This is a genomic window from Pseudomonas grandcourensis (assembly GCF_039909015.1).
GTDB lineage: Bacteria > Pseudomonadota > Gammaproteobacteria > Pseudomonadales > Pseudomonadaceae > Aquipseudomonas > Aquipseudomonas grandcourensis.
In genome coordinates this window covers 6099624-6117050 of record NZ_CP150919.1, presented here as the reverse complement: position 1 = coordinate 6117050, position 17427 = coordinate 6099624, and the positions used below count along the sequence as shown (strand labels likewise).

At 56.7% G+C, this 17427-nt stretch carries 26 protein-coding genes; 25 read left to right on the top strand and 1 reads right to left on the bottom strand.

The annotated features are described in order from the left end of the window. Positions 1–11: 11 nt before the first annotated feature. From rplV to bfr, 24 genes are all read left to right on the top strand, one after another. Positions 12–344 carry a 50S ribosomal protein L22 gene (rplV, locus tag AABM52_RS27545; RefSeq protein ID WP_003103908.1) on the top strand — a complete coding sequence of 111 codons (333 nt, stop codon included), beginning with the start codon at positions 12–14 and terminating at the stop codon, positions 342–344. 13 nt (positions 345–357) lie between these two features. Continuing rightward, the gene (gene rpsC, locus AABM52_RS27540) at positions 358–1044 is read left to right on the top strand and encodes a 30S ribosomal protein S3 (protein WP_008065719.1); all 687 of its coding nucleotides are present in this window, start codon (positions 358–360) and stop codon (positions 1042–1044) included. 12 nt (positions 1045–1056) lie between these two features. Further along, positions 1057–1470 carry a 50S ribosomal protein L16 gene (gene rplP, locus AABM52_RS27535; protein WP_003228729.1) on the top strand — a complete coding sequence of 138 codons (414 nt, stop codon included), beginning with the start codon at positions 1057–1059 and terminating at the stop codon, positions 1468–1470. Further along, positions 1470–1661 carry a 50S ribosomal protein L29 gene (rpmC, locus tag AABM52_RS27530; RefSeq protein ID WP_002555481.1) on the top strand — a complete coding sequence of 64 codons (192 nt, stop codon included), beginning with the start codon at positions 1470–1472 and terminating at the stop codon, positions 1659–1661. Before rplP ends, rpmC begins: the two co-directional genes overlap by 1 nt. Before the next feature lie 2 nt (positions 1662–1663). Continuing rightward, positions 1664–1930 carry a 30S ribosomal protein S17 gene (gene rpsQ, locus AABM52_RS27525; protein ID WP_003176419.1) on the top strand — a complete coding sequence of 89 codons (267 nt, stop codon included), beginning with the start codon at positions 1664–1666 and terminating at the stop codon, positions 1928–1930. A gap of 23 nt (positions 1931–1953) precedes the next feature. Then, positions 1954–2322, top strand: coding sequence for a 50S ribosomal protein L14 (gene rplN / locus AABM52_RS27520; RefSeq protein WP_002555479.1), 369 nt, complete (start codon positions 1954–1956; stop codon positions 2320–2322). Between the two features lie 11 nt (positions 2323–2333). Continuing rightward, a complete protein-coding gene (rplX, locus tag AABM52_RS27515; RefSeq protein WP_003176416.1) occupies positions 2334–2648 on the top strand; it encodes a 50S ribosomal protein L24 in 315 nt (104 codons plus the stop codon). Positions 2649–2670: 22 nt separating this feature from the next. Next, complete coding sequence (gene rplE / locus AABM52_RS27510) at positions 2671–3210, top strand: 50S ribosomal protein L5 (RefSeq protein ID WP_003210069.1); 540 nt, start codon at positions 2671–2673, stop codon at positions 3208–3210. Between the two features lie 13 nt (positions 3211–3223). Beyond that, positions 3224–3529 carry a 30S ribosomal protein S14 gene (gene rpsN / locus AABM52_RS27505; protein ID WP_003176414.1) on the top strand — a complete coding sequence of 102 codons (306 nt, stop codon included), beginning with the start codon at positions 3224–3226 and terminating at the stop codon, positions 3527–3529. A gap of 209 nt (positions 3530–3738) precedes the next feature. Next, positions 3739–4131: a 30S ribosomal protein S8 gene (gene rpsH / locus AABM52_RS27500; protein WP_003186040.1), complete on the top strand. Its 393-nt coding sequence runs from the start codon at positions 3739–3741 to the stop codon at positions 4129–4131. 12 nt (positions 4132–4143) lie between these two features. Then, positions 4144–4677: a 50S ribosomal protein L6 gene (gene rplF / locus AABM52_RS27495; protein WP_003176412.1), complete on the top strand. Its 534-nt coding sequence runs from the start codon at positions 4144–4146 to the stop codon at positions 4675–4677. Between the two features lie 10 nt (positions 4678–4687). Then, positions 4688–5038, top strand: a complete 351-nt coding sequence (gene rplR / locus AABM52_RS27490; RefSeq protein ID WP_003186037.1) for a 50S ribosomal protein L18 — start codon at positions 4688–4690, stop codon at positions 5036–5038. 3 nt (positions 5039–5041) lie between these two features. Beyond that, the gene (gene rpsE / locus AABM52_RS27485) at positions 5042–5542 is read left to right on the top strand and encodes a 30S ribosomal protein S5 (RefSeq protein WP_003186035.1); all 501 of its coding nucleotides are present in this window, start codon (positions 5042–5044) and stop codon (positions 5540–5542) included. Between the two features lie 2 nt (positions 5543–5544). Beyond that, on the top strand, positions 5545–5721 hold the full coding sequence (rpmD, locus tag AABM52_RS27480; protein WP_003176408.1) for a 50S ribosomal protein L30: 177 nt from the start codon (positions 5545–5547) through the stop codon (positions 5719–5721). A gap of 3 nt (positions 5722–5724) precedes the next feature. Further along, positions 5725–6162, top strand: coding sequence for a 50S ribosomal protein L15 (gene rplO / locus AABM52_RS27475; RefSeq protein ID WP_003228720.1), 438 nt, complete (start codon positions 5725–5727; stop codon positions 6160–6162). Continuing rightward, entirely contained in the window at positions 6163–7491 is a 1329-nt protein-coding gene (gene secY, locus AABM52_RS27470; protein ID WP_003228718.1) for a preprotein translocase subunit SecY, read from the top strand. A gap of 24 nt (positions 7492–7515) precedes the next feature. Beyond that, positions 7516–7632, top strand: a complete 117-nt coding sequence (rpmJ, locus tag AABM52_RS27465; protein WP_002555468.1) for a 50S ribosomal protein L36 — start codon at positions 7516–7518, stop codon at positions 7630–7632. 130 nt (positions 7633–7762) lie between these two features. Beyond that, complete coding sequence (gene rpsM, locus AABM52_RS27460; RefSeq protein WP_009045849.1) at positions 7763–8119, top strand: 30S ribosomal protein S13; 357 nt, start codon at positions 7763–7765, stop codon at positions 8117–8119. Positions 8120–8149: 30 nt separating this feature from the next. Next, complete coding sequence (rpsK, locus tag AABM52_RS27455) at positions 8150–8539, top strand: 30S ribosomal protein S11 (RefSeq protein ID WP_002555466.1); 390 nt, start codon at positions 8150–8152, stop codon at positions 8537–8539. Between the two features lie 18 nt (positions 8540–8557). Then, the gene (gene rpsD, locus AABM52_RS27450; RefSeq protein ID WP_003176404.1) at positions 8558–9178 is read left to right on the top strand and encodes a 30S ribosomal protein S4; all 621 of its coding nucleotides are present in this window, start codon (positions 8558–8560) and stop codon (positions 9176–9178) included. Between the two features lie 22 nt (positions 9179–9200). After that, positions 9201–10202: a DNA-directed RNA polymerase subunit alpha gene (gene rpoA, locus AABM52_RS27445; protein ID WP_007970428.1), complete on the top strand. Its 1002-nt coding sequence runs from the start codon at positions 9201–9203 to the stop codon at positions 10200–10202. 42 nt (positions 10203–10244) lie between these two features. Beyond that, entirely contained in the window at positions 10245–10631 is a 387-nt protein-coding gene (rplQ, locus tag AABM52_RS27440; RefSeq protein WP_046041617.1) for a 50S ribosomal protein L17, read from the top strand. Between the two features lie 237 nt (positions 10632–10868). Then, positions 10869–12323, top strand: coding sequence for a catalase (locus tag AABM52_RS27435; RefSeq protein ID WP_347909397.1), 1455 nt, complete (start codon positions 10869–10871; stop codon positions 12321–12323). Between the two features lie 149 nt (positions 12324–12472). Next, complete coding sequence (gene bfr / locus AABM52_RS27430; protein WP_347909396.1) at positions 12473–12937, top strand: bacterioferritin; 465 nt, start codon at positions 12473–12475, stop codon at positions 12935–12937. A 65-nt stretch (positions 12938–13002) separates the two neighbouring features. Here the strand turns inward: bfr and uvrA are convergent, their stop codons facing one another. Then, positions 13003–15837, bottom strand: coding sequence for an excinuclease ABC subunit UvrA (uvrA, locus tag AABM52_RS27425; RefSeq protein WP_347909394.1), 2835 nt, complete (start codon positions 15835–15837; stop codon positions 13003–13005). Between the two features lie 191 nt (positions 15838–16028). Here uvrA and AABM52_RS27420 point away from each other — a divergent pair, with 191 nt between their 5' ends. Continuing rightward, positions 16029–17426, top strand: a complete 1398-nt coding sequence (locus AABM52_RS27420; protein ID WP_347909393.1) for an MFS transporter — start codon at positions 16029–16031, stop codon at positions 17424–17426. Position 17427 lies beyond the last annotated feature (1 nt).

Below are 17427 nucleotides of genomic sequence, written 5' to 3'. Positions count from 1 at the left end.
GGGGTTAGGAAATGGAAGTAGCCGCTAAGTTGTCGGGCGCTCGAATCTCCGCCCAGAAAGCCCGCTTGGTCGCCGACCAGATCCGCGGGAAGAAGGTGGGCGAAGCGCTCAACTTGTTGGCTTTCAGCAGTAAGAAAGCCGCCGAGATCATGAAGAAAGTGCTGGAGTCGGCCGTAGCCAACGCCGAGCATAACGAAGGCGCAGACGTTGATGACCTGAAGGTCAGCACCGTTTTCGTCAACGAAGGGCGTTCGCTGAAGCGCATCATGCCACGTGCCAAAGGCCGTGCTGATCGCATCGTCAAGCGGTCTTGCCATATCACTGTCAAGGTTGCTGACAAGTAACGGAGTCGAAGAGATGGGTCAGAAAGTACATCCCATTGGCATTCGCCTGGGAATCGTCAAGGAGCACACCTCCGTCTGGTACGCAGACGGTCGGACTTATGCGGACTATTTGCTCGCAGATCTGAAGGTGCGTGAGTATCTCCAAGACAAACTAAAAAGCGCGTCCGTAAGCCGTATCGATATCCATCGTCCGGCCCAAACTGCACGTATCACCATCCACACCGCTCGTCCAGGTATCGTTATCGGGAAGAAAGGTGAAGATGTTGAGAAACTGCGTCAGGACCTGACCAAGCAAATGGGTGTGCCTGTGCACATCAATATCGAAGAGATCCGCAAGCCGGAACTCGACGGTATGCTGGTTGCGCAGAGCGTAGCTCAGCAGCTGGAGCGTCGCGTAATGTTCCGTCGCGCTATGAAGCGCGCCGTGCAGAACGCCATGCGCATTGGTGCCAAAGGCATCAAAATCCAAGTGAGCGGTCGTCTCGGCGGTGCTGAAATCGCACGTACTGAATGGTATCGCGAAGGTCGTGTGCCACTGCACACCCTGCGTGCCGACATCGACTATGCCAACTACGAAGCTCACACCACTTACGGTGTGATCGGTGTAAAGGTTTGGATCTTCAAAGGCGAAGTAATTGGTGGTCGCCAAGAAGAACTGAAACCACAAGCACCAGCGCCTCGTAAAAAAGCTGCTAAGTAAGGGGTACGCCAAATGTTGCAACCAAAGCGTACGAAGTTCCGCAAGCAAATGACTGGTCACAACCGTGGCCTGGCATTGCGCGGTAGCAAAGTCAGCTTCGGCGAGTTCGCGCTGAAGTCTGTTGCTCGTGGTCGTCTCACCGCTCGTCAGATCGAGTCAGCGCGTCGTGCTCTGACCCGTCACGTAAAACGTGGTGGCAAGATCTGGATCCGTGTATTCCCGGACAAGCCGATCTCCAAGAAACCTCTCGAGGTTCGTATGGGTAAAGGTAAGGGTAACGTGGAGTACTGGGTTGCCCAGATTCAGCCAGGCAAAGTCCTGTATGAAATCGAGGGTGTTTCTGAAGAGCTGGCGCGTGAGGCTTTCGCCCTGGCTGCTGCAAAGCTGCCGCTCGCCACCTCCTTTGTTAAACGGACGGTGATGTGATGAAAGCGAATGAACTTCGTGAAAAATCCGCACAGCAGCTGAACGAGCAACTGCTCGGCTTGCTGCGCGACCAGTTCAATCTGCGTATGCAGAAAGCAACTGGCCAGTTGGGGCAGTCTCATCTGCTCTCGCAAGTTAAGCGTGACATCGCTCGCGTGAAGACTGTGCTCAACCAGCAGGCAGGTAAGTAATCATGGCTGAAGCCGAAAAAACTGTCCGTACGCTGACTGGCCGTGTTGTCAGCGACAAGATGGACAAAACCATCACCGTTCTGATCGAGCGTCGCGTTAAGCACCCGATCTACGGTAAATACGTTAAGCGTTCGACTAAGCTGCACGCGCACGACGAAACCAATCAGTGCCACATCGGCGACAAAGTCACTATTCGTGAAACTCGTCCTTTGGCCAAGACCAAGTCTTGGGCGCTGGTTGATGTTCTCGAACGCGCTGTGGAAGTCTAAGGACTAGGGGTCGGAGAAATTATATGATTCAGACTCAATCCATGCTCGATGTGGCCGATAACAGCGGCGCTCGCCGTGTTATGTGCATCAAGGTGCTGGGTGGCTCCCATCGTCGTTACGCTGGTATCGGTGACATCATCAAAGTTACCGTGAAGGAAGCAATTCCTCGCGGTAAAGTGAAAAAAGGCCAAGTGATGACTGCTGTTGTAGTCCGCACTCGTCACGGCGTACGTCGTGCTGATGGCTCCATTATCCGCTTTGATGGCAACGCTGCTGTTCTTCTGAACAACAAGCAAGAGCCGATCGGCACCCGTATCTTTGGGCCAGTGACCCGTGAACTTCGTACTGAGAAGTTCATGAAGATCGTCTCGCTCGCCCCAGAAGTGCTGTAAGGAGATCCGACATGCAAAAGATTCGTCGTGACGACGAGATCATCGTGATCGCCGGCAAAGACAAAGGTAAGCGCGGTAAGGTGCTTAAGGTTCTCGCTAACAACCGTTTGGTTATTGGTGGTCTGAACCTGGTTAAGCGTCATACCAAGCCTAACCCGATGTCGGGCGTGCAGGGCGGTATCGTCGAAAAAGAAGCTCCGCTGGATGCTTCTAACGTCGCCATTTTCAACGGCGAAACCAACAAGGCTGACCGCGTTGGTTTCAAAGTAGAAGACGGCAAGAAAATTCGTGTCTTCAAGTCGACCCAAAAAGCGGTTGATGCTTGAACACTGCTAGGTAGATGAGACCATGGCACGACTAAAAGAGATTTACCGGAAGGAAATTGCTCCGAAACTTAAGGAAGAACTTAAGCTTTCGAACGTGATGGAAGTTCCGCGCGTTACCAAAATCACCCTGAACATGGGTCTGGGCGAAGCGATCGGCGACAAAAAAGTCATCGAGCACGCTGTTGCTGACCTGGAAAAGATCACAGGCCAGAAAGTCGTTGTGACCTACGCTCGCAAATCCATCGCTGGCTTTAAAGTCCGTGAAGGTTGGCCGATCGGCGTCAAAGTGACCCTGCGCCGTGAGCGTATGTACGAGTTCCTGGATCGTCTGCTGTCGATCTCCCTGCCTCGGGTTCGCGACTTCCGCGGCCTGAATGCCAAGTCCTTCGATGGTCGTGGCAACTACAGCATGGGCGTGAAAGAGCAGATCATCTTCCCGGAAATCGACTACGACAAGATCGATGCTCTCCGCGGTCTGGACATCACCCTGACCACCACTGCCAAGAACGATGATGAAGGCCGCGCTCTGCTGCGTGCGTTCAAATTCCCGTTCCGCAACTGATTGGAGTAGGACCATGGCCAAGATGAGCATGAAAAACCGCGAGCTGAAGCGTCAGCTCACGGTTGCCAAGTACGCCAAGAAGCGTGCAGCACTGAAAGCTATCATCGTTGATCTGAACGCAAGTCCAGAAGCGCGTTGGGAAGCTACAGTAGCCCTGCAGAAGCAGCCACGTGACGCAAGCGCTTCGCGCATGCGTAACCGCTGCCGCCTGACCGGTCGTCCACACGGCGTTTACCGCAAGTTCGGCCTCGGCCGTAACAAGCTGCGTGAAGCTGCCATGCGTGGTGACGTACCGGGTCTGGTTAAAGCCAGCTGGTAAGTACTGTCAAAGTCTCGGTGTCCAGGATCGCAAGATCCTGACCACCGGTGGCCTTGAATCTGAATCAAGCCCCTTTTGGGGCTTGATTCATTTCTGGGGTGTGTCTAGAATACCCGGCTCGCCTGAGCCCGTGTTTTTCATGCTCGGAGATTCTCGGCGACACGTAATAGCCGCAAGGCTAATTTTTTTGTATTAGGAGCGTCTAGCCCATGAGTATGCAGGACCCGTTAGCGGACATGCTAACTCGTATCCGTAATGCCCAGATGGCTGAAAAGTCCGTCGTAAGCATGCCATCTTCCACGTTGAAGGTAGCTGTTGCCAAAGTCCTGAAGGACGAAGGTTACATTGCGGGTTATCAGATCAGCAGCGAAATCAAACCACTGCTGTCCATCGAGCTGAAGTACTTCGAAGGCCGTCCGGTTATCGAAGAAGTGAAGCGCGTTAGCCGTCCAGGCCTGCGTCAGTACAAGTCCGTCGATGATCTGCCAAAAGTTCGTGGCGGTCTCGGTGTGTCTATCGTCTCCACCAACAAGGGTGTGATGACTGATCGTGCTGCGCGCGCTGCCGGTGTCGGCGGCGAAGTTCTTTGCACTGTGTTCTAAGGGGGGATAAGCATGTCTCGCGTCGCTAAGAACCCCGTTAAGCTGCCAGCCGGTGTCGAAGTAAAATTCGCAGGCCAACAGCTTTCGGTGAAGGGTGCCAAGGGCACTCTTGAACTGAACATCCATTCGTCCGTTGAGATCGTTGAAGAAGCCGGTGAGCTGCGTTTCGCTGCTCGCAATGGCGATCAACAGACTCGCGCAATGGCTGGTACCACTCGTGCGTTGGTAAACAACATGGTCCAAGGCGTAAGCCAAGGCTTCGAGCGCAAGCTCCAGCTGGTCGGTGTTGGTTACAAAGCGCAAGCAAAAGGCACAGTGCTGAACCTGGCTCTTGGCTTCTCGCACCCAGTGGATTACGAACTGCCGGAAGGCATCACCGCTGAGACTCCTAGCCAGACCGATATCCTGATCAAGGGCATCGACAAGCAGCTGGTAGGTCAAGTGGCCGCCGAGATCCGCGACTTCCGTCCACCAGAGCCGTACAAAGGCAAAGGTGTGCGCTACGCGGACGAAGTCGTCCGTCGTAAAGAAGCCAAGAAGAAGTAGGGCATAGCAAATGACCGACAAAAAAGTTACTCGACTGCGTCGCGCTCGCAAAGCACGCCTGAAAATGCACGAACTCGAAGTCGTGCGTCTCTGCGTGTTCCGCTCTTCGCAGCACATCTACGCCCAGGTCATTTCGGCCGACGGCAACAAAGTCTTGGCAAGCGCCTCGACTTTGGATAAAGAACTGCGTGATGGTGCCACCGGCAACATCGACGCGGCCACTAAGGTTGGCCAGCTGGTCGCTACGCGTGCTAAGGCCGCTGGCGTCTCGCAAGTGGCTTTCGACCGCTCTGGCTTCAAGTACCACGGCCGCGTTAAAGCGCTGGCTGATGCTGCTCGTGAAGCTGGGCTGGAGTTCTAAGTTATGTCAAATAACGACCAAAAGCGCGACGAAGGCTACATCGAGAAGCTGGTTCAAGTTAACCGCGTAGCCAAAACCGTTAAAGGCGGCCGTATCTTCACTTTCACCGCGTTGACCGTGGTTGGTGATGGTAAAGGCCGTGTTGGCTTCGGCCGTGGCAAGTCGCGTGAAGTGCCTGCTGCGATCCAGAAGGCAATGGAAGCTGCTCGCCGCAACATGATCCAGGTTGATCTGAACGGCACCACTCTGCAGTACGCAATGAAGTCCGCTCACGGCGCTTCGAAGGTGTACATGCAGCCTGCTTCTGAAGGTACCGGTATCATCGCTGGCGGCGCTATGCGTGCTGTCCTCGAAGTTGCTGGCGTTCAGAACGTTCTGGCCAAGTGCTACGGCTCGACTAACCCGGTAAACGTGGTTCACGCCACTTTCAAGGGTTTGAAAGCAATGCAGTCTCCTGAATCCATTGCCGCCAAGCGTGGCAAAAGCGTCAAGGAGATCTTCTGATCATGGCTACCGTAAAAGTAACGCTGATCAAAAGCATGACCGGCCGCATCCCTAACCACAAACTGTGCGTTAAGGGTCTGGGTCTGCGTCGCATCGGTCACACTGTAGAAGTCCAGGATACTCCCGAGAATCGCGGGATGATCAACAAGGCTTACTACATGCTGCGTGTCGAGGGTTAATCGATGAAACTCAATGATCTGAGTCCAGCGCCGGGTTCCCGTCGCGAAAAGCATCGTCCGGGCCGTGGTATCGGTAGCGGTTTGGGTAAGACTGGTGGCCGTGGTCACAAAGGTCAGACCTCCCGCTCCGGTGGCACCATTGCTCCAGGCTTTGAAGGCGGTCAACAGCCGCTGCATCGTCGCCTGCCGAAGTTCGGTTTCGTTTCCCTGAAAGCCATGGACCGCGCAGAAGTGCGTCTGTCCGAGCTGGCTAAAGTGGAAGGCGACATCGTCACCGTGCAGTCCCTGAAAGATGCCAACGTGATCAACGTCAACGTACAGCGTGTGAAAATCATGCTGTCCGGTGAAGTGACTCGCGCTGTCACTATCGGCAAGGGAATCGGCGCCACCAAAGGTGCGCGTGCGGCTATCGAAGCAGCTGGCGGCAAGTTCGAGGAATAAATGGCTAAGCAAGGTGCTCTCTCTGCGCTCGGCAAAGGCGGTATGTCTGAACTCTGGGCTCGTCTGCGTTTTCTGTTCCTGGCGATTATCGTCTACCGAATAGGCGCACACATCCCGGTTCCAGGTATCAACCCGGACCGTCTCGCGGACCTGTTTCGACAGAATGAGGGGACCATTCTTAGCTTGTTCAACATGTTTTCCGGCGGCGCGCTGGAACGGATGAGCATCTTTGCACTGGGGATCATGCCGTACATCTCGGCATCGATCATCATGCAACTGATGACCGCCGTCAGCCCGCAGCTGGAGCAGTTGAAGAAGGAAGGTGAAGCTGGCCGTCGCAAGATCAGCCAGTACACCCGCTACGGCACTGTCGTCCTCGCTCTCGTCCAGGCTATTGGCATGTCCATTGGTCTGGCGGGGCAGGGCGTTGCGTTCACTGGTGACTTTGGCTTCCATTTCGTCGCGGTATCCACGTTTGTGGCTGGTGCGATGTTCATGATGTGGCTGGGTGAGCAGATTACTGAGCGTGGTGTTGGCAACGGTATCTCGATGTTGATTTTTTCGGGTATCGTCGCCGGTCTTCCGAGAGCGATCGGGCAGTCTTTCGAGTCTGCACGTCAGGGTGATATCAATATCTTCGCCCTGGTTGCCATCGGTTTGCTGGCAGTAGCGATTATCGGTTTCGTGGTGTTCATTGAGCGTGGTCAGCGTCGTATTGCTGTTCACTACGCCAAGCGTCAGCAGGGCCGCAAGGTCTTCGCTGCGCAGACCAGCCACTTGCCGCTGAAGGTGAACATGGCCGGTGTTATTCCGGCTATTTTCGCGAGCAGCATTTTGCTGTTCCCGGCTTCGTTGGGTGCCTGGTTCGGTCAGTCTGAAGGTATGGGCTGGTTGCAGGACATCTCGCAGTCGATCGCTCCTGGTCAGCCGTTGAATATTCTGCTGTTTAGTGCAGGGATTATTTTCTTCTGCTTCTTCTATACGGCGTTGATGTTCAATCCGAAAGACGTAGCGGAAAACCTGAAGAAGTCCGGTGCCTTTATTCCGGGCATCCGTCCAGGTGAGCAGTCTGCGCGCTACATTGATGGCGTTCTGACTCGCTTGACCATGTTCGGTGCTCTTTACATGACGGCCGTCTGCCTGTTGCCCCAGTTCCTGGTGGTTGCAGCCAACGTACCGTTCTACCTTGGCGGGACCTCGTTGCTGATCGTCGTCGTGGTTGTGATGGACTTCATGTCCCAAGTACAATCGCACCTCGTTTCGCACCAGTACGAATCCCTGATGAAGAAAGCCAACCTGAAGGGTTACGGCAGCGGCATGCTGCGCTGACCCATAAGGTTCGAGGAGTTGGTGATGAAAGTTCGTGCATCGGTGAAAAAGCTGTGCCGTAACTGCAAGATTATTCGCCGCGAAGGTGTTGTTCGAGTAATTTGCAGCGCGGAACCGCGTCACAAACAGCGCCAAGGCTGAGTGTGATTGTGCTTCAAGCCCGGCAGCTAGTGCGCTGCCGGGTTGATTATTTGTTATTACAGCGATATTATCTCGCGCCCTATTTCTTGGCTTCCGGGGCGTAGGTAGCTGTCAATTGGAGTCCCACTGAATGGCCCGTATTGCAGGCGTTAACATTCCAGATAACAAGCATACTGTTATCTCGCTGACCTACATCTATGGTGTTGGTCGCACTACTGCACAGAAAATTTGTGCAGAGACTGGGGTAAACCCAGCAGCAAAGATCAAAGATCTGAGCGACGAGCAAATTGAACAGCTGCGTGGCGAAGTGGCGAAGTTCACCACTGAAGGTGACCTGCGTCGCGAAATCAACATGAAAATCAAGCGCTTGATGGACCTCGGTTGCTATCGCGGTCTGCGTCATCGTCGCGGTCTTCCAGTGCGCGGTCAGCGTACCAAGACCAACGCGCGTACCCGTAAAGGTCCGCGTAAGCCGATCCGCAAGTAATCGCCCCAGCGAATCGACAGGAATTTAATCATGGCAAAACCTGCTGCTCGTCCTCGTAAAAAAGTTAAAAAGACAGTGGTTGATGGCATCGCCCACATCCATGCATCTTTTAACAACACCATCGTGACCATCACCGACCGTCAAGGTAACGCTCTTTCCTGGGCTACCTCCGGTGGTTCGGGTTTCCGCGGTTCCCGCAAGTCCACCCCGTTTGCTGCTCAAGTAGCTGCTGAACGTGCTGGTCAAGCTGCGCTGGAATACGGCCTGAAAAACCTTGACGTCAATGTCAAAGGTCCAGGTCCAGGTCGTGAATCCGCAGTCCGCGCTTTGAACGGCTGTGGCTACAAGATCGCCAGCATCACCGACGTGACGCCAATCCCGCACAACGGGTGCCGTCCGCCGAAGAAGCGCCGCGTGTAATCCAGGAGATTGTAAAGAATGGCTCGTTACATTGGTCCAAAATGCAAACTCGCTCGTCGCGAAGGCACCGATCTCTTCCTGAAGAGCGGCGTGCGCGCGATCGAATCGAAGTGCAACATTGAAGCAGCACCTGGTATCCACGGCCAACGCCGCGGTCGCCAGTCCGACTACGGCACCCAACTGCGTGAAAAGCAGAAGGTCCGTCGTATCTACGGCGTTCTCGAGCGTCAATTCAGCGGCTACTACAAAGAAGCTGCTGGCAAGAAAGGTGCAACCGGTGAAAACCTGCTGCAACTGCTCGAATGCCGTCTGGACAACGTTGTATACCGTATGGGCTTTGGTTCGACTCGTGCCGAATCCCGTCAGCTGGTATCGCACAAGTCGATCAGCGTAAACGGTCAGACCGTTAACGTTCCGTCCTACCAGGTTCGTGCTGGTGACGTGGTCGCTGTTCGCGAGAAAGCAAAAAATCAACTTCGCATTGTCCAAGCTCTCGATCTGTGTGCCCAACGTGGCCGCGTAGAATGGGTAGAAGTAGACACTGAGAAGAAGTCGGGCGTTTTCAAGAACGTTCCAGCTCGCAGTGATCTGTCCGCCGACATCAACGAAAGCCTGATTGTCGAGCTCTACTCCAAGTAAGGGCTAGAAAATAGGTGCATCCATGCAGATTTCGGTAAATGAGTTCCTGACACCCCGCCACATTGATGTGCAGGTTGTCAGTCCAACCCGCGCCAAGATCACTCTCGAGCCTCTCGAGCGTGGCTTTGGCCATACCCTGGGCAACGCGCTGCGCCGCATCCTGTTGTCCTCAATGCCCGGCTGTGCAGTAGTCGAGGCCGAGATTGACGGTGTGCTCCACGAGTACAGCGCCATCGAAGGTGTACAGGAAGACGTAATTGAAATCCTGTTGAACCTTAAAGGTCTGGCTATCAAGCTGCACGGTCGTGACGAAGTTACGCTGACCTTGTCGAAGAAGGGTTCGGGGGTGGTTACCGCTGCCGATATTCAGCTGGATCATGATGTCGAGATCGTTAATCCCGATCACGTAATCGCTAACCTGGCGTCTAACGGCGCCCTGAACATGAAGCTCGTAGTAGCTCGTGGTCGTGGTTATGAACCGGCAGATTCGCGTCAGAGCGATGAAGACGAAAGCCGCAGCATCGGTCGCTTGCAGCTTGACTCTTCGTTCAGCCCGGTTCGCCGTATCGCATACGTGGTGGAAAACGCCCGTGTCGAGCAGCGTACTAACCTGGACAAGCTGGTTATTGATCTGGAAACCAACGGTACTCTGGATCCTGAAGAGGCAATTCGCCGCGCTGCAACCATCCTGCAACAGCAGTTGGCTGCGTTCGTCGACCTCAAGGGTGACAGTGAGCCAGTGGTTGTCGAGCAGGAAGACGAGATCGATCCGATCCTGCTTCGCCCGGTTGACGATCTGGAACTGACTGTACGTTCGGCTAACTGCCTTAAGGCGGAAAACATCTACTACATCGGTGACCTGATTCAGCGTACCGAAGTAGAGCTGTTGAAGACTCCGAACCTGGGCAAGAAATCCTTGACTGAAATCAAGGACGTTCTGGCCTCCCGCGGTCTGTCCCTCGGCATGCGCCTCGACAACTGGCCGCCTGCAAGTCTTAAGAAGGACGACAAGGCGACTGCCTGATCGTCGTAATCACCGAACGTAGTGTTTGGTAAGGAATGAACCATGCGTCATCGTAAAAGTGGTCGTCACCTGAGCCGCACCAGCTCGCACCGCAAGGCCATGTTCCAAAACATGGCGGTGTCGCTGTTCGAGCACGAGCTGATCAAAACTACTCTGCCAAAAGCTAAAGAACTGCGCCGCGTTGCCGAGCCGCTGATCACTTTGGCCAAGATAGATAGCGTTGCTAACCGCCGTCTGGCTTTCGACCGTACTCGTTCGAAAGCTATCGTTGGTAAGCTCTTCAACGACCTGGGCAAGCGTTACGCTACCCGTGAGGGTGGCTACCTGCGCATCCTCAAGTGCGGTTTCCGCGCTGGCGACAACGCGCCTATGGCGTACGTCGAGTTGGTTGATCGTGCTACTGCCGGCGAAGCTGTATCTGCCGAGTAAGACGTCAGTCTGAAACAAAGAACCGGGCCTAGTGCCCGGTTTTTTGTGTCTATAAGAAACGCGCCGTTTGTACAAGCGTCTCCTTCGTCCACATCGGCATTATGTGATGGGGATGATCATTAGTTTTTATCTATCGATGTCTGCAAGTTAATGAATTTGTAGCTGTCATATTGATGATCAATACTCCTTCTCAGCCGATAGCCGGCAGTTCAAGACCGACAGAGGAAGGAAGATCGCATGAGCCAAAACAAAACGCTTACCACCGCCAGTGGCGCTCCTGTTGCTGATAACCAGAATTCCCGTTCCGCCGGCCCTCGTGGCCCGCTGCTGCTCGACGACTTTCACCTGATCGAGAAGCTTGCCCACTTCAACCGTGAAAACATCCCTGAGCGCCGTGTACACGCCAAAGGCTCGGGTGCCTACGGTACGTTCACCGTGACGCGCGATATCACTCAATACACCAGCGCGAAGCTGTTTGAGGCAATCGGCAAGCAAACCCCGACTTTCCTGCGGTTTTCCACTGTGGGCGGTGAGCGTGGTTCGGCCGATACCGAGCGTGATCCGCGCGGCTTTGCCCTGAAGTTTTACACCGAGGAAGGCAACTGGGACATTGTTGGTAACAACACCCCGGTGTTCTTCATTCGCGATCCGCTGAAGTTTCCGGACTTTATTCACACCCAGAAGCGTTTGCCGCAAAGCAACCTGAAGAGTGCCCAGGCGATGTGGGACTTCTGGTCGCATTCGCCCGAGGCGCTGCACCAGGTCACCATCCTGTTCTCCGACCGGGGTATCCCTGATGGATACCGCCACATGCACGGCTTCGGCAGCCACACTTACAGCCTCATCAACGCTCAAGGTGAGCGCCACTGGGTGAAGTGGCACTACAAGACCAAACAGGGGATCAAGAACCTTGCTCCTGCCGAGGCTGCGCGCCTGGCGGGTACTGATCCGGATTACGCCCAGCGTGACCTGTTCAATGCCATCGAGCAGGGTGATTTCCCGAAATGGCGCGTGTGCATTCAGATCATGAGCGAGGCTCAGGCGGCGGCGCACTACGAGAACCCGTTTGATGTCACCAAAACCTGGTCGCAGAAAGAGTTTCCACTGATTGAAGTCGGAGAACTTGAGCTCAATCGCAATCCGCAGAACTACTTCGCGGAAGTCGAGCAAGCGGCGTTCGGTCTCAGCAATATGGTCCCGGGCGTTGGTCTGTCGCCGGATCGTATGCTGCAAGGTCGGGTCTTCGCCTACGCGGACGCTCATCGCTACCGTGTCGGTACCAATCACCAGCAGTTGCCAGTCAACGCTCCGCGGAGTCCGGTCAACAGTTACCAGCGCGATGGTTCGATGGCTTTTGGCAGCAATGGCGGTGCGGCGCCGAACTACGAGCCGAACAGCCATGTCGAGTCGCCGAAGCAGGCGCCTCGTTACGCAGAGCCGGCGCTGGCCCTCAGTGGTGCCGCTGATCGTTACGACCACCGTGAAGACACTGATTACTACAGTCATGCCGGCGCGTTGTTCCGCTTGATGACTGAAGAGCAGAAATCGCTGCTGGTCAGCAACATCGCCGGTGCGATGGCGGGTGTGTCGAGTGATGTGGTTGATCGCCAGCTGCAACATTTCTACAAGGCTGACCCGGCGTATGGAGAAGCAATCGCGAAGCTGCTCAACGTACAGCTTAACGAAGTCTAAATGAGAAGCAGAACCGCCCTTGTTTGGGCGGTTTTTTGCGTTATTTCGGCCGATTTTCTCAGAATGTCTTCGCTTTTATTGCGTCTTGCGAGTGACGGTACGGGCATGTTGGTTCAAACTACAACTTTCAAGCAGGGAGATGTAGGGCGATGCTAGGCCACCCAGATGTGATCGATTACCTCAACACGTTGCTGACCGGCGAACTGGCCGCGCGTGATCAATATTTCGTCCACTCGCGGATGTATGAGGACTGGGGTTTCACCAAGCTCTACGAACGAATCAACCACGAGATGGAAGAGGAAGCAGGGCACGCTGACGCCCTGATGCGCCGGATTCTGATGCTCGAAGGCACGCCGCGCATGCGTCCGGACGATCTCGATGTCGGCACCACGGTGACCGAGATGCTCGAAGCGGATTTGCGCCTGGAATACAAGGTGCGGGCTGCGCTGTGCAAGGGCATCAAGCTCTGCGAGCAGCACAAGGACTATGTCAGCCGCGAAATGCTGCGGGTTCAATTGCATGACACCGAAGAAGATCACACCTACTGGCTCGAGAAGCAGTTGGGTCTGATCAAGTTGATCGGGCTTGAGAACTACCTGCAATCCCACACCTGATTGCTGCGAATACAAAAAAGCCCCTGTCGCTGATGAAGTGACAGGGGCTTTTTCATGGGGCCCGGTTAAGCCCTGTCACGCTCCAGCAGCGGCTTGAGGTAGTAACCGGTATGGGATTGCTTCATCTCGGCCACTTCCTCCGGCGTGCCGACGGCAATGATCTGCCCGCCCTTGGAACCACCCTCCGGACCCAGGTCCACCAGCCAGTCAGCGGTCTTGATCACGTCCAGGTTGTGTTCGATCACTACCACGGTGTTACCGTGGTCGCGCAGGCGATGCAACACGTCCAGCAGTTGCTGGATATCAGCGAAGTGTAGCCCGGTGGTGGGTTCGTCGAGGATGTACAGGGTCTTGCCGGTATCGCGCTTGGACAGCTCGCGGGACAGTTTCACCCGCTGGGCTTCACCGCCGGACAGGGTGGTCGCCGATTGCCCCAGCTTGATGTACGACAGGCCGACGTCCATCAACGTTTGCAGCTTGCGCGCCAAGGCCGGTACGGCATCGAAGAACACCCGCGCTTCCTCGATGGTCATCTCGAGGGTTTCGTGGATGCTCTTGCCCTTGTACTTGATCTCCAGGGTCTCGCGGTTGTAACGCTTGCTCTTGCACACGTCGCAGGGCACGTAGATGTCCGGCAGGAAGTGCATCTCGACCTTGATCAGGCCGTCGCCCTGGCAGGCTTCGCAGCGGCCGCCCTTGACGTTGAAGGAGAAACGCCCCGGCCCGTAGCCCCGGGAGCGGGACTCCGGTACGCCGGCGAACAACTCGCGAATCGGTGTGAACAATCCGGTGTAGGTCGCCGGGTTGGAGCGCGGTGTGCGGCCGATCGGGCTCTGGTCGATGTCGACGACCTTGTCCAGGTGCTCCAGGCCCTTGATGCTGTCGTGGACAGCCGCTTCAAGGGTAGTGGCGCCATTCAGCGCCGTGGCGCTCAGCGGGAACAGGGTGTTGTTGATCAGCGTCGACTTGCCGGAACCGGACACACCGGTGACACAGGTCAGCAGGCCGATCGGAATCTCCAGATCGACATTGCGCAGGTTGTTGCCACGCGCGCCCTTGAGCGACAGCGTCAGCTTCTTGTTGCGCGGTGTGCGCTTGGCCGGGACTTCGATCTTCACCCGGCCCGACAGGTATTTGCCCGTCAGCGAGTCCGGGTGCGCCATGACCTCGGCCGGTGTGCCTTCGGCGACGATGTGCCCGCCGTGCACGCCAGCGCCCGGGCCGATGTCCACCACGTAGTCGGCCAGTCGGATCGCGTCTTCGTCGTGCTCGACCACGATCACCGTGTTACCGATGTCGCGCAGGTGCTTGAGGGTGCCCAGCAGCCGGTCGTTATCGCGCTGATGCAGGCCGATGGACGGTTCGTCGAGGATGTACAGGACGCCCACCAGGCCGGCGCCAATCTGGCTGGCCAAGCGAATACGCTGGGCCTCGCCACCGGACAGGGTGTCCGCGCTGCGATCCAGCGACAGATAGTCGAGGCCGACGTTGACCAGGAACTGCAGGCGCTCGCGAATTTCCTTGAGGATCTTGTCGGCGATTTCACCACGCCGGCCGGTGAGCTTGAGCCCGCCAAAATAATCAGAGGCATCGCCGATCGGCAGGTTGGTCACTGCCGGCAGGGTCTTCTCGCCAACCCACACATGACGCGCTTCACGCCGCAGACGGGTGCCACGGCAATCCGGGCACGACTGGGTGCTGAGGAACTTGGCCAGTTCTTCGCGCACCGATGCCGACTCGGTTTCGCGGTAACGGCGTTCCAGGTTCGGCACGATGCCTTCGAACGGGTGCGAGCGTTTGACAATATCGCCACGGTCGTTCAGGTATTTGAAGTCGACGTTTTGCGAACCGCTGCCGTGCAGGATGAATTTCTGCTGATCGGCCGGCAGTTCGTTGAAGGGTACTTCGAGGCTGAACTTGTAGTGCGAGGCCAGCGAGCCGAGCATCTGGAAGTAATAGACGTTACGTCGATCCCAGCCGCGAATCGCTCCTTCGGCCAGGGTCAGTTCGCCATTGACCAGTCGCTTGATGTCGAAGAACTGCTTCACCCCCAAACCATCGCAGGTCGGACAGGCGCCGGCCGGGTTGTTGAAGGAGAACAGCTTGGGTTCCAGTTCGCTGATCGCGTGGCCGCAGATCGGGCAGGCGAAGCGTGCGGAGAAGATCATCTCTTCGCCCGGCTCGTCGTCCATCGGCGCCACCAGGGCGATGCCGTCCGCCAGTTTCAGCGCGGTCTCGAAGGATTCGGCCAGGCGTTGTTGCAGGTCGGCGCGAACCTTGAAACGGTCGACCACGACATCGATGGTGTGTTTTTTTTGCTTGTCGAGCTTGGGCGCTTCATCCAGCTCATAGAGCTTGCCGTTGATTCGGGCGCGGACGAAGCCCTGAGCGCGCAGCTCTTCGAAAACCGACAGGTGTTCGCCTTTGCGCTCGCGGATGACCGGCGCCAACAGCATCAGCTTGCTGCCCTCCGGTTCGGCGAGGACCAGGTCGACCATCTGGCTGACGGTCTGCGCTTCCAGCGGGATATCGTGATCCGGGCAGCGCGGAATACCCACGCGTGCATAAAGCAGGCGCAGGTAGTCGTAGATTTCGGTGATGGTGCCGACCGTCGAGCGCGGGTTGTGCGAGGTCGACTTCTGTTCGATGGAGATCGCTGGCGACAGGCCTTCGATGGTGTCGACGTCGGGCTTTTCCATCATCGACAGGAACTGCCGGGCGTAGGCCGACAGCGATTCGACGTAGCGGCGCTGACCTTCGGCGTACAGGGTGTCGAAAGCCAGGGACGACTTGCCGGAGCCGGACAGGCCGGTGATGACGATCAGCTTGTCCCGTGGCAGGGTCAGGTCGATGTTCTTCAGGTTGTGGGTTCGAGCCCCACGAATCAGGATCTTGTCCAAGGTGGCCTCGCTTGGCGGGCGTCGAAAACGTAGGAGTATACGGCCAAATACTGGATGGATGCACACTATCAAACGAGTGGGCTACTGTCTTACATGAAGAGTGTGTCAGCAATGCGCGTCAAAGCGTCGCGATATACCCTGCCAATCGATGGGACTGGTAGAATCGCCGCCGGTTCACATGAGGTTTTTCCATGCACGATCCCCACAGCGAGCGCATGAGTGGCAGCGAGACCCGCGCAGCAAGCGGTCTGGCCCTGGTGTTCGCCTTCCGTATGCTTGGCATGTTCATGGTGTTGCCGGTACTGGCGACCTATGGGATGGATCTGGCCGGAGCCACGCCGGCCCTGATCGGTCTGGCGATTGGCGCTTATGGCCTGACCCAGGCAGTGTTCCAGATTCCGTTCGGTTTCATTTCCGACCGCATCGGTCGCCGCCCGGTGATTTACCTGGGCCTGATCGTCTTTGCCCTCGGCAGTCTGCTGGCAGCCAATGCCGACTCGATCTGGGGCGTGATCGCCGGGCGGATCCTGCAGGGCGCCGGGGCGATTTCCGCGGCGGTCATGGCCTTGCTGTCCGACCTGACCCGCGAGCAGCACCGGACCAAGGCCATGGCCATGATCGGCATGACCATCGGCCTGTCGTTTGCGGTGGCCATGGTGGTCGGCCCGCTGTTGACCCGCGCCTTCGGGTTGTCCGGGCTGTTCCTTGCCACCGGCGGCATGGCGCTGTTCGGCATCGTGATCGTGATGTTCATGGTGCCGCGCTCCACCGGCCCGTTGCAGCACCGTGAGTCCGGTGTCGCGCGCCAGGCGCTGATCCCGACCCTCAAGCATCCGGACCTGCTGCGCCTGGACCTGGGCATTTTTGTGTTGCACGCGATGTTGATGTCCAGCTTCGTCGCCTTGCCGCTGGCGCTGGTCGAGAAAGCCGGGCTGCCCAAAGAGCAGCACTGGTGGGTGTATCTGACAGCGTTGCTGATTTCTTTCTTCGCCATGATCCCGTTCATTATCTACGGCGAGAAGAAACGCAAAATGAAACGAGTTTTACTCGGCTCCGTCGTGACGCTGATGCTCACTGAGCTATTCTTCTGGCAGTTTGGCGATAGCTTGCGGGCTCTGGTGATCGGTACGGTGGTGTTCTTCACCGCGTTCAATCTGCTGGAAGCTTCGTTGCCGTCGTTGATCAGCAAGGTTTCACCGGCAGGCGGCAAGGGCACGGCGATGGGGGTTTACTCCACCAGCCAGTTCCTCGGCTCGGCACTGGGGGGAATCCTCGGTGGCTGGCTGTTCCAGCATGGCGGTCTGTCGGTTGTGTTCCTCGGATGCGCCGGTCTGGCTGCCCTCTGGCTGGCCTTTGCTGTTACCATGCGCGAACCTCCCTACGTCACGAGCCTGCGCTTGCCGTTGTCGCCAGAGGCGATCCGCGAAGCGGGTCTGGTCGAGCGCCTGATGGCGGTCGTAGGGGTAACAGATGCAGTCATCGTCGCGGAAGAGGCGGCGATTTACATCAAACTGGACACCGAACTATTGGATCGCACCACCCTTGAGTGCCTGGTGAACAACCCGGCCGGGGCAGCGTGCGTAGCCTAGG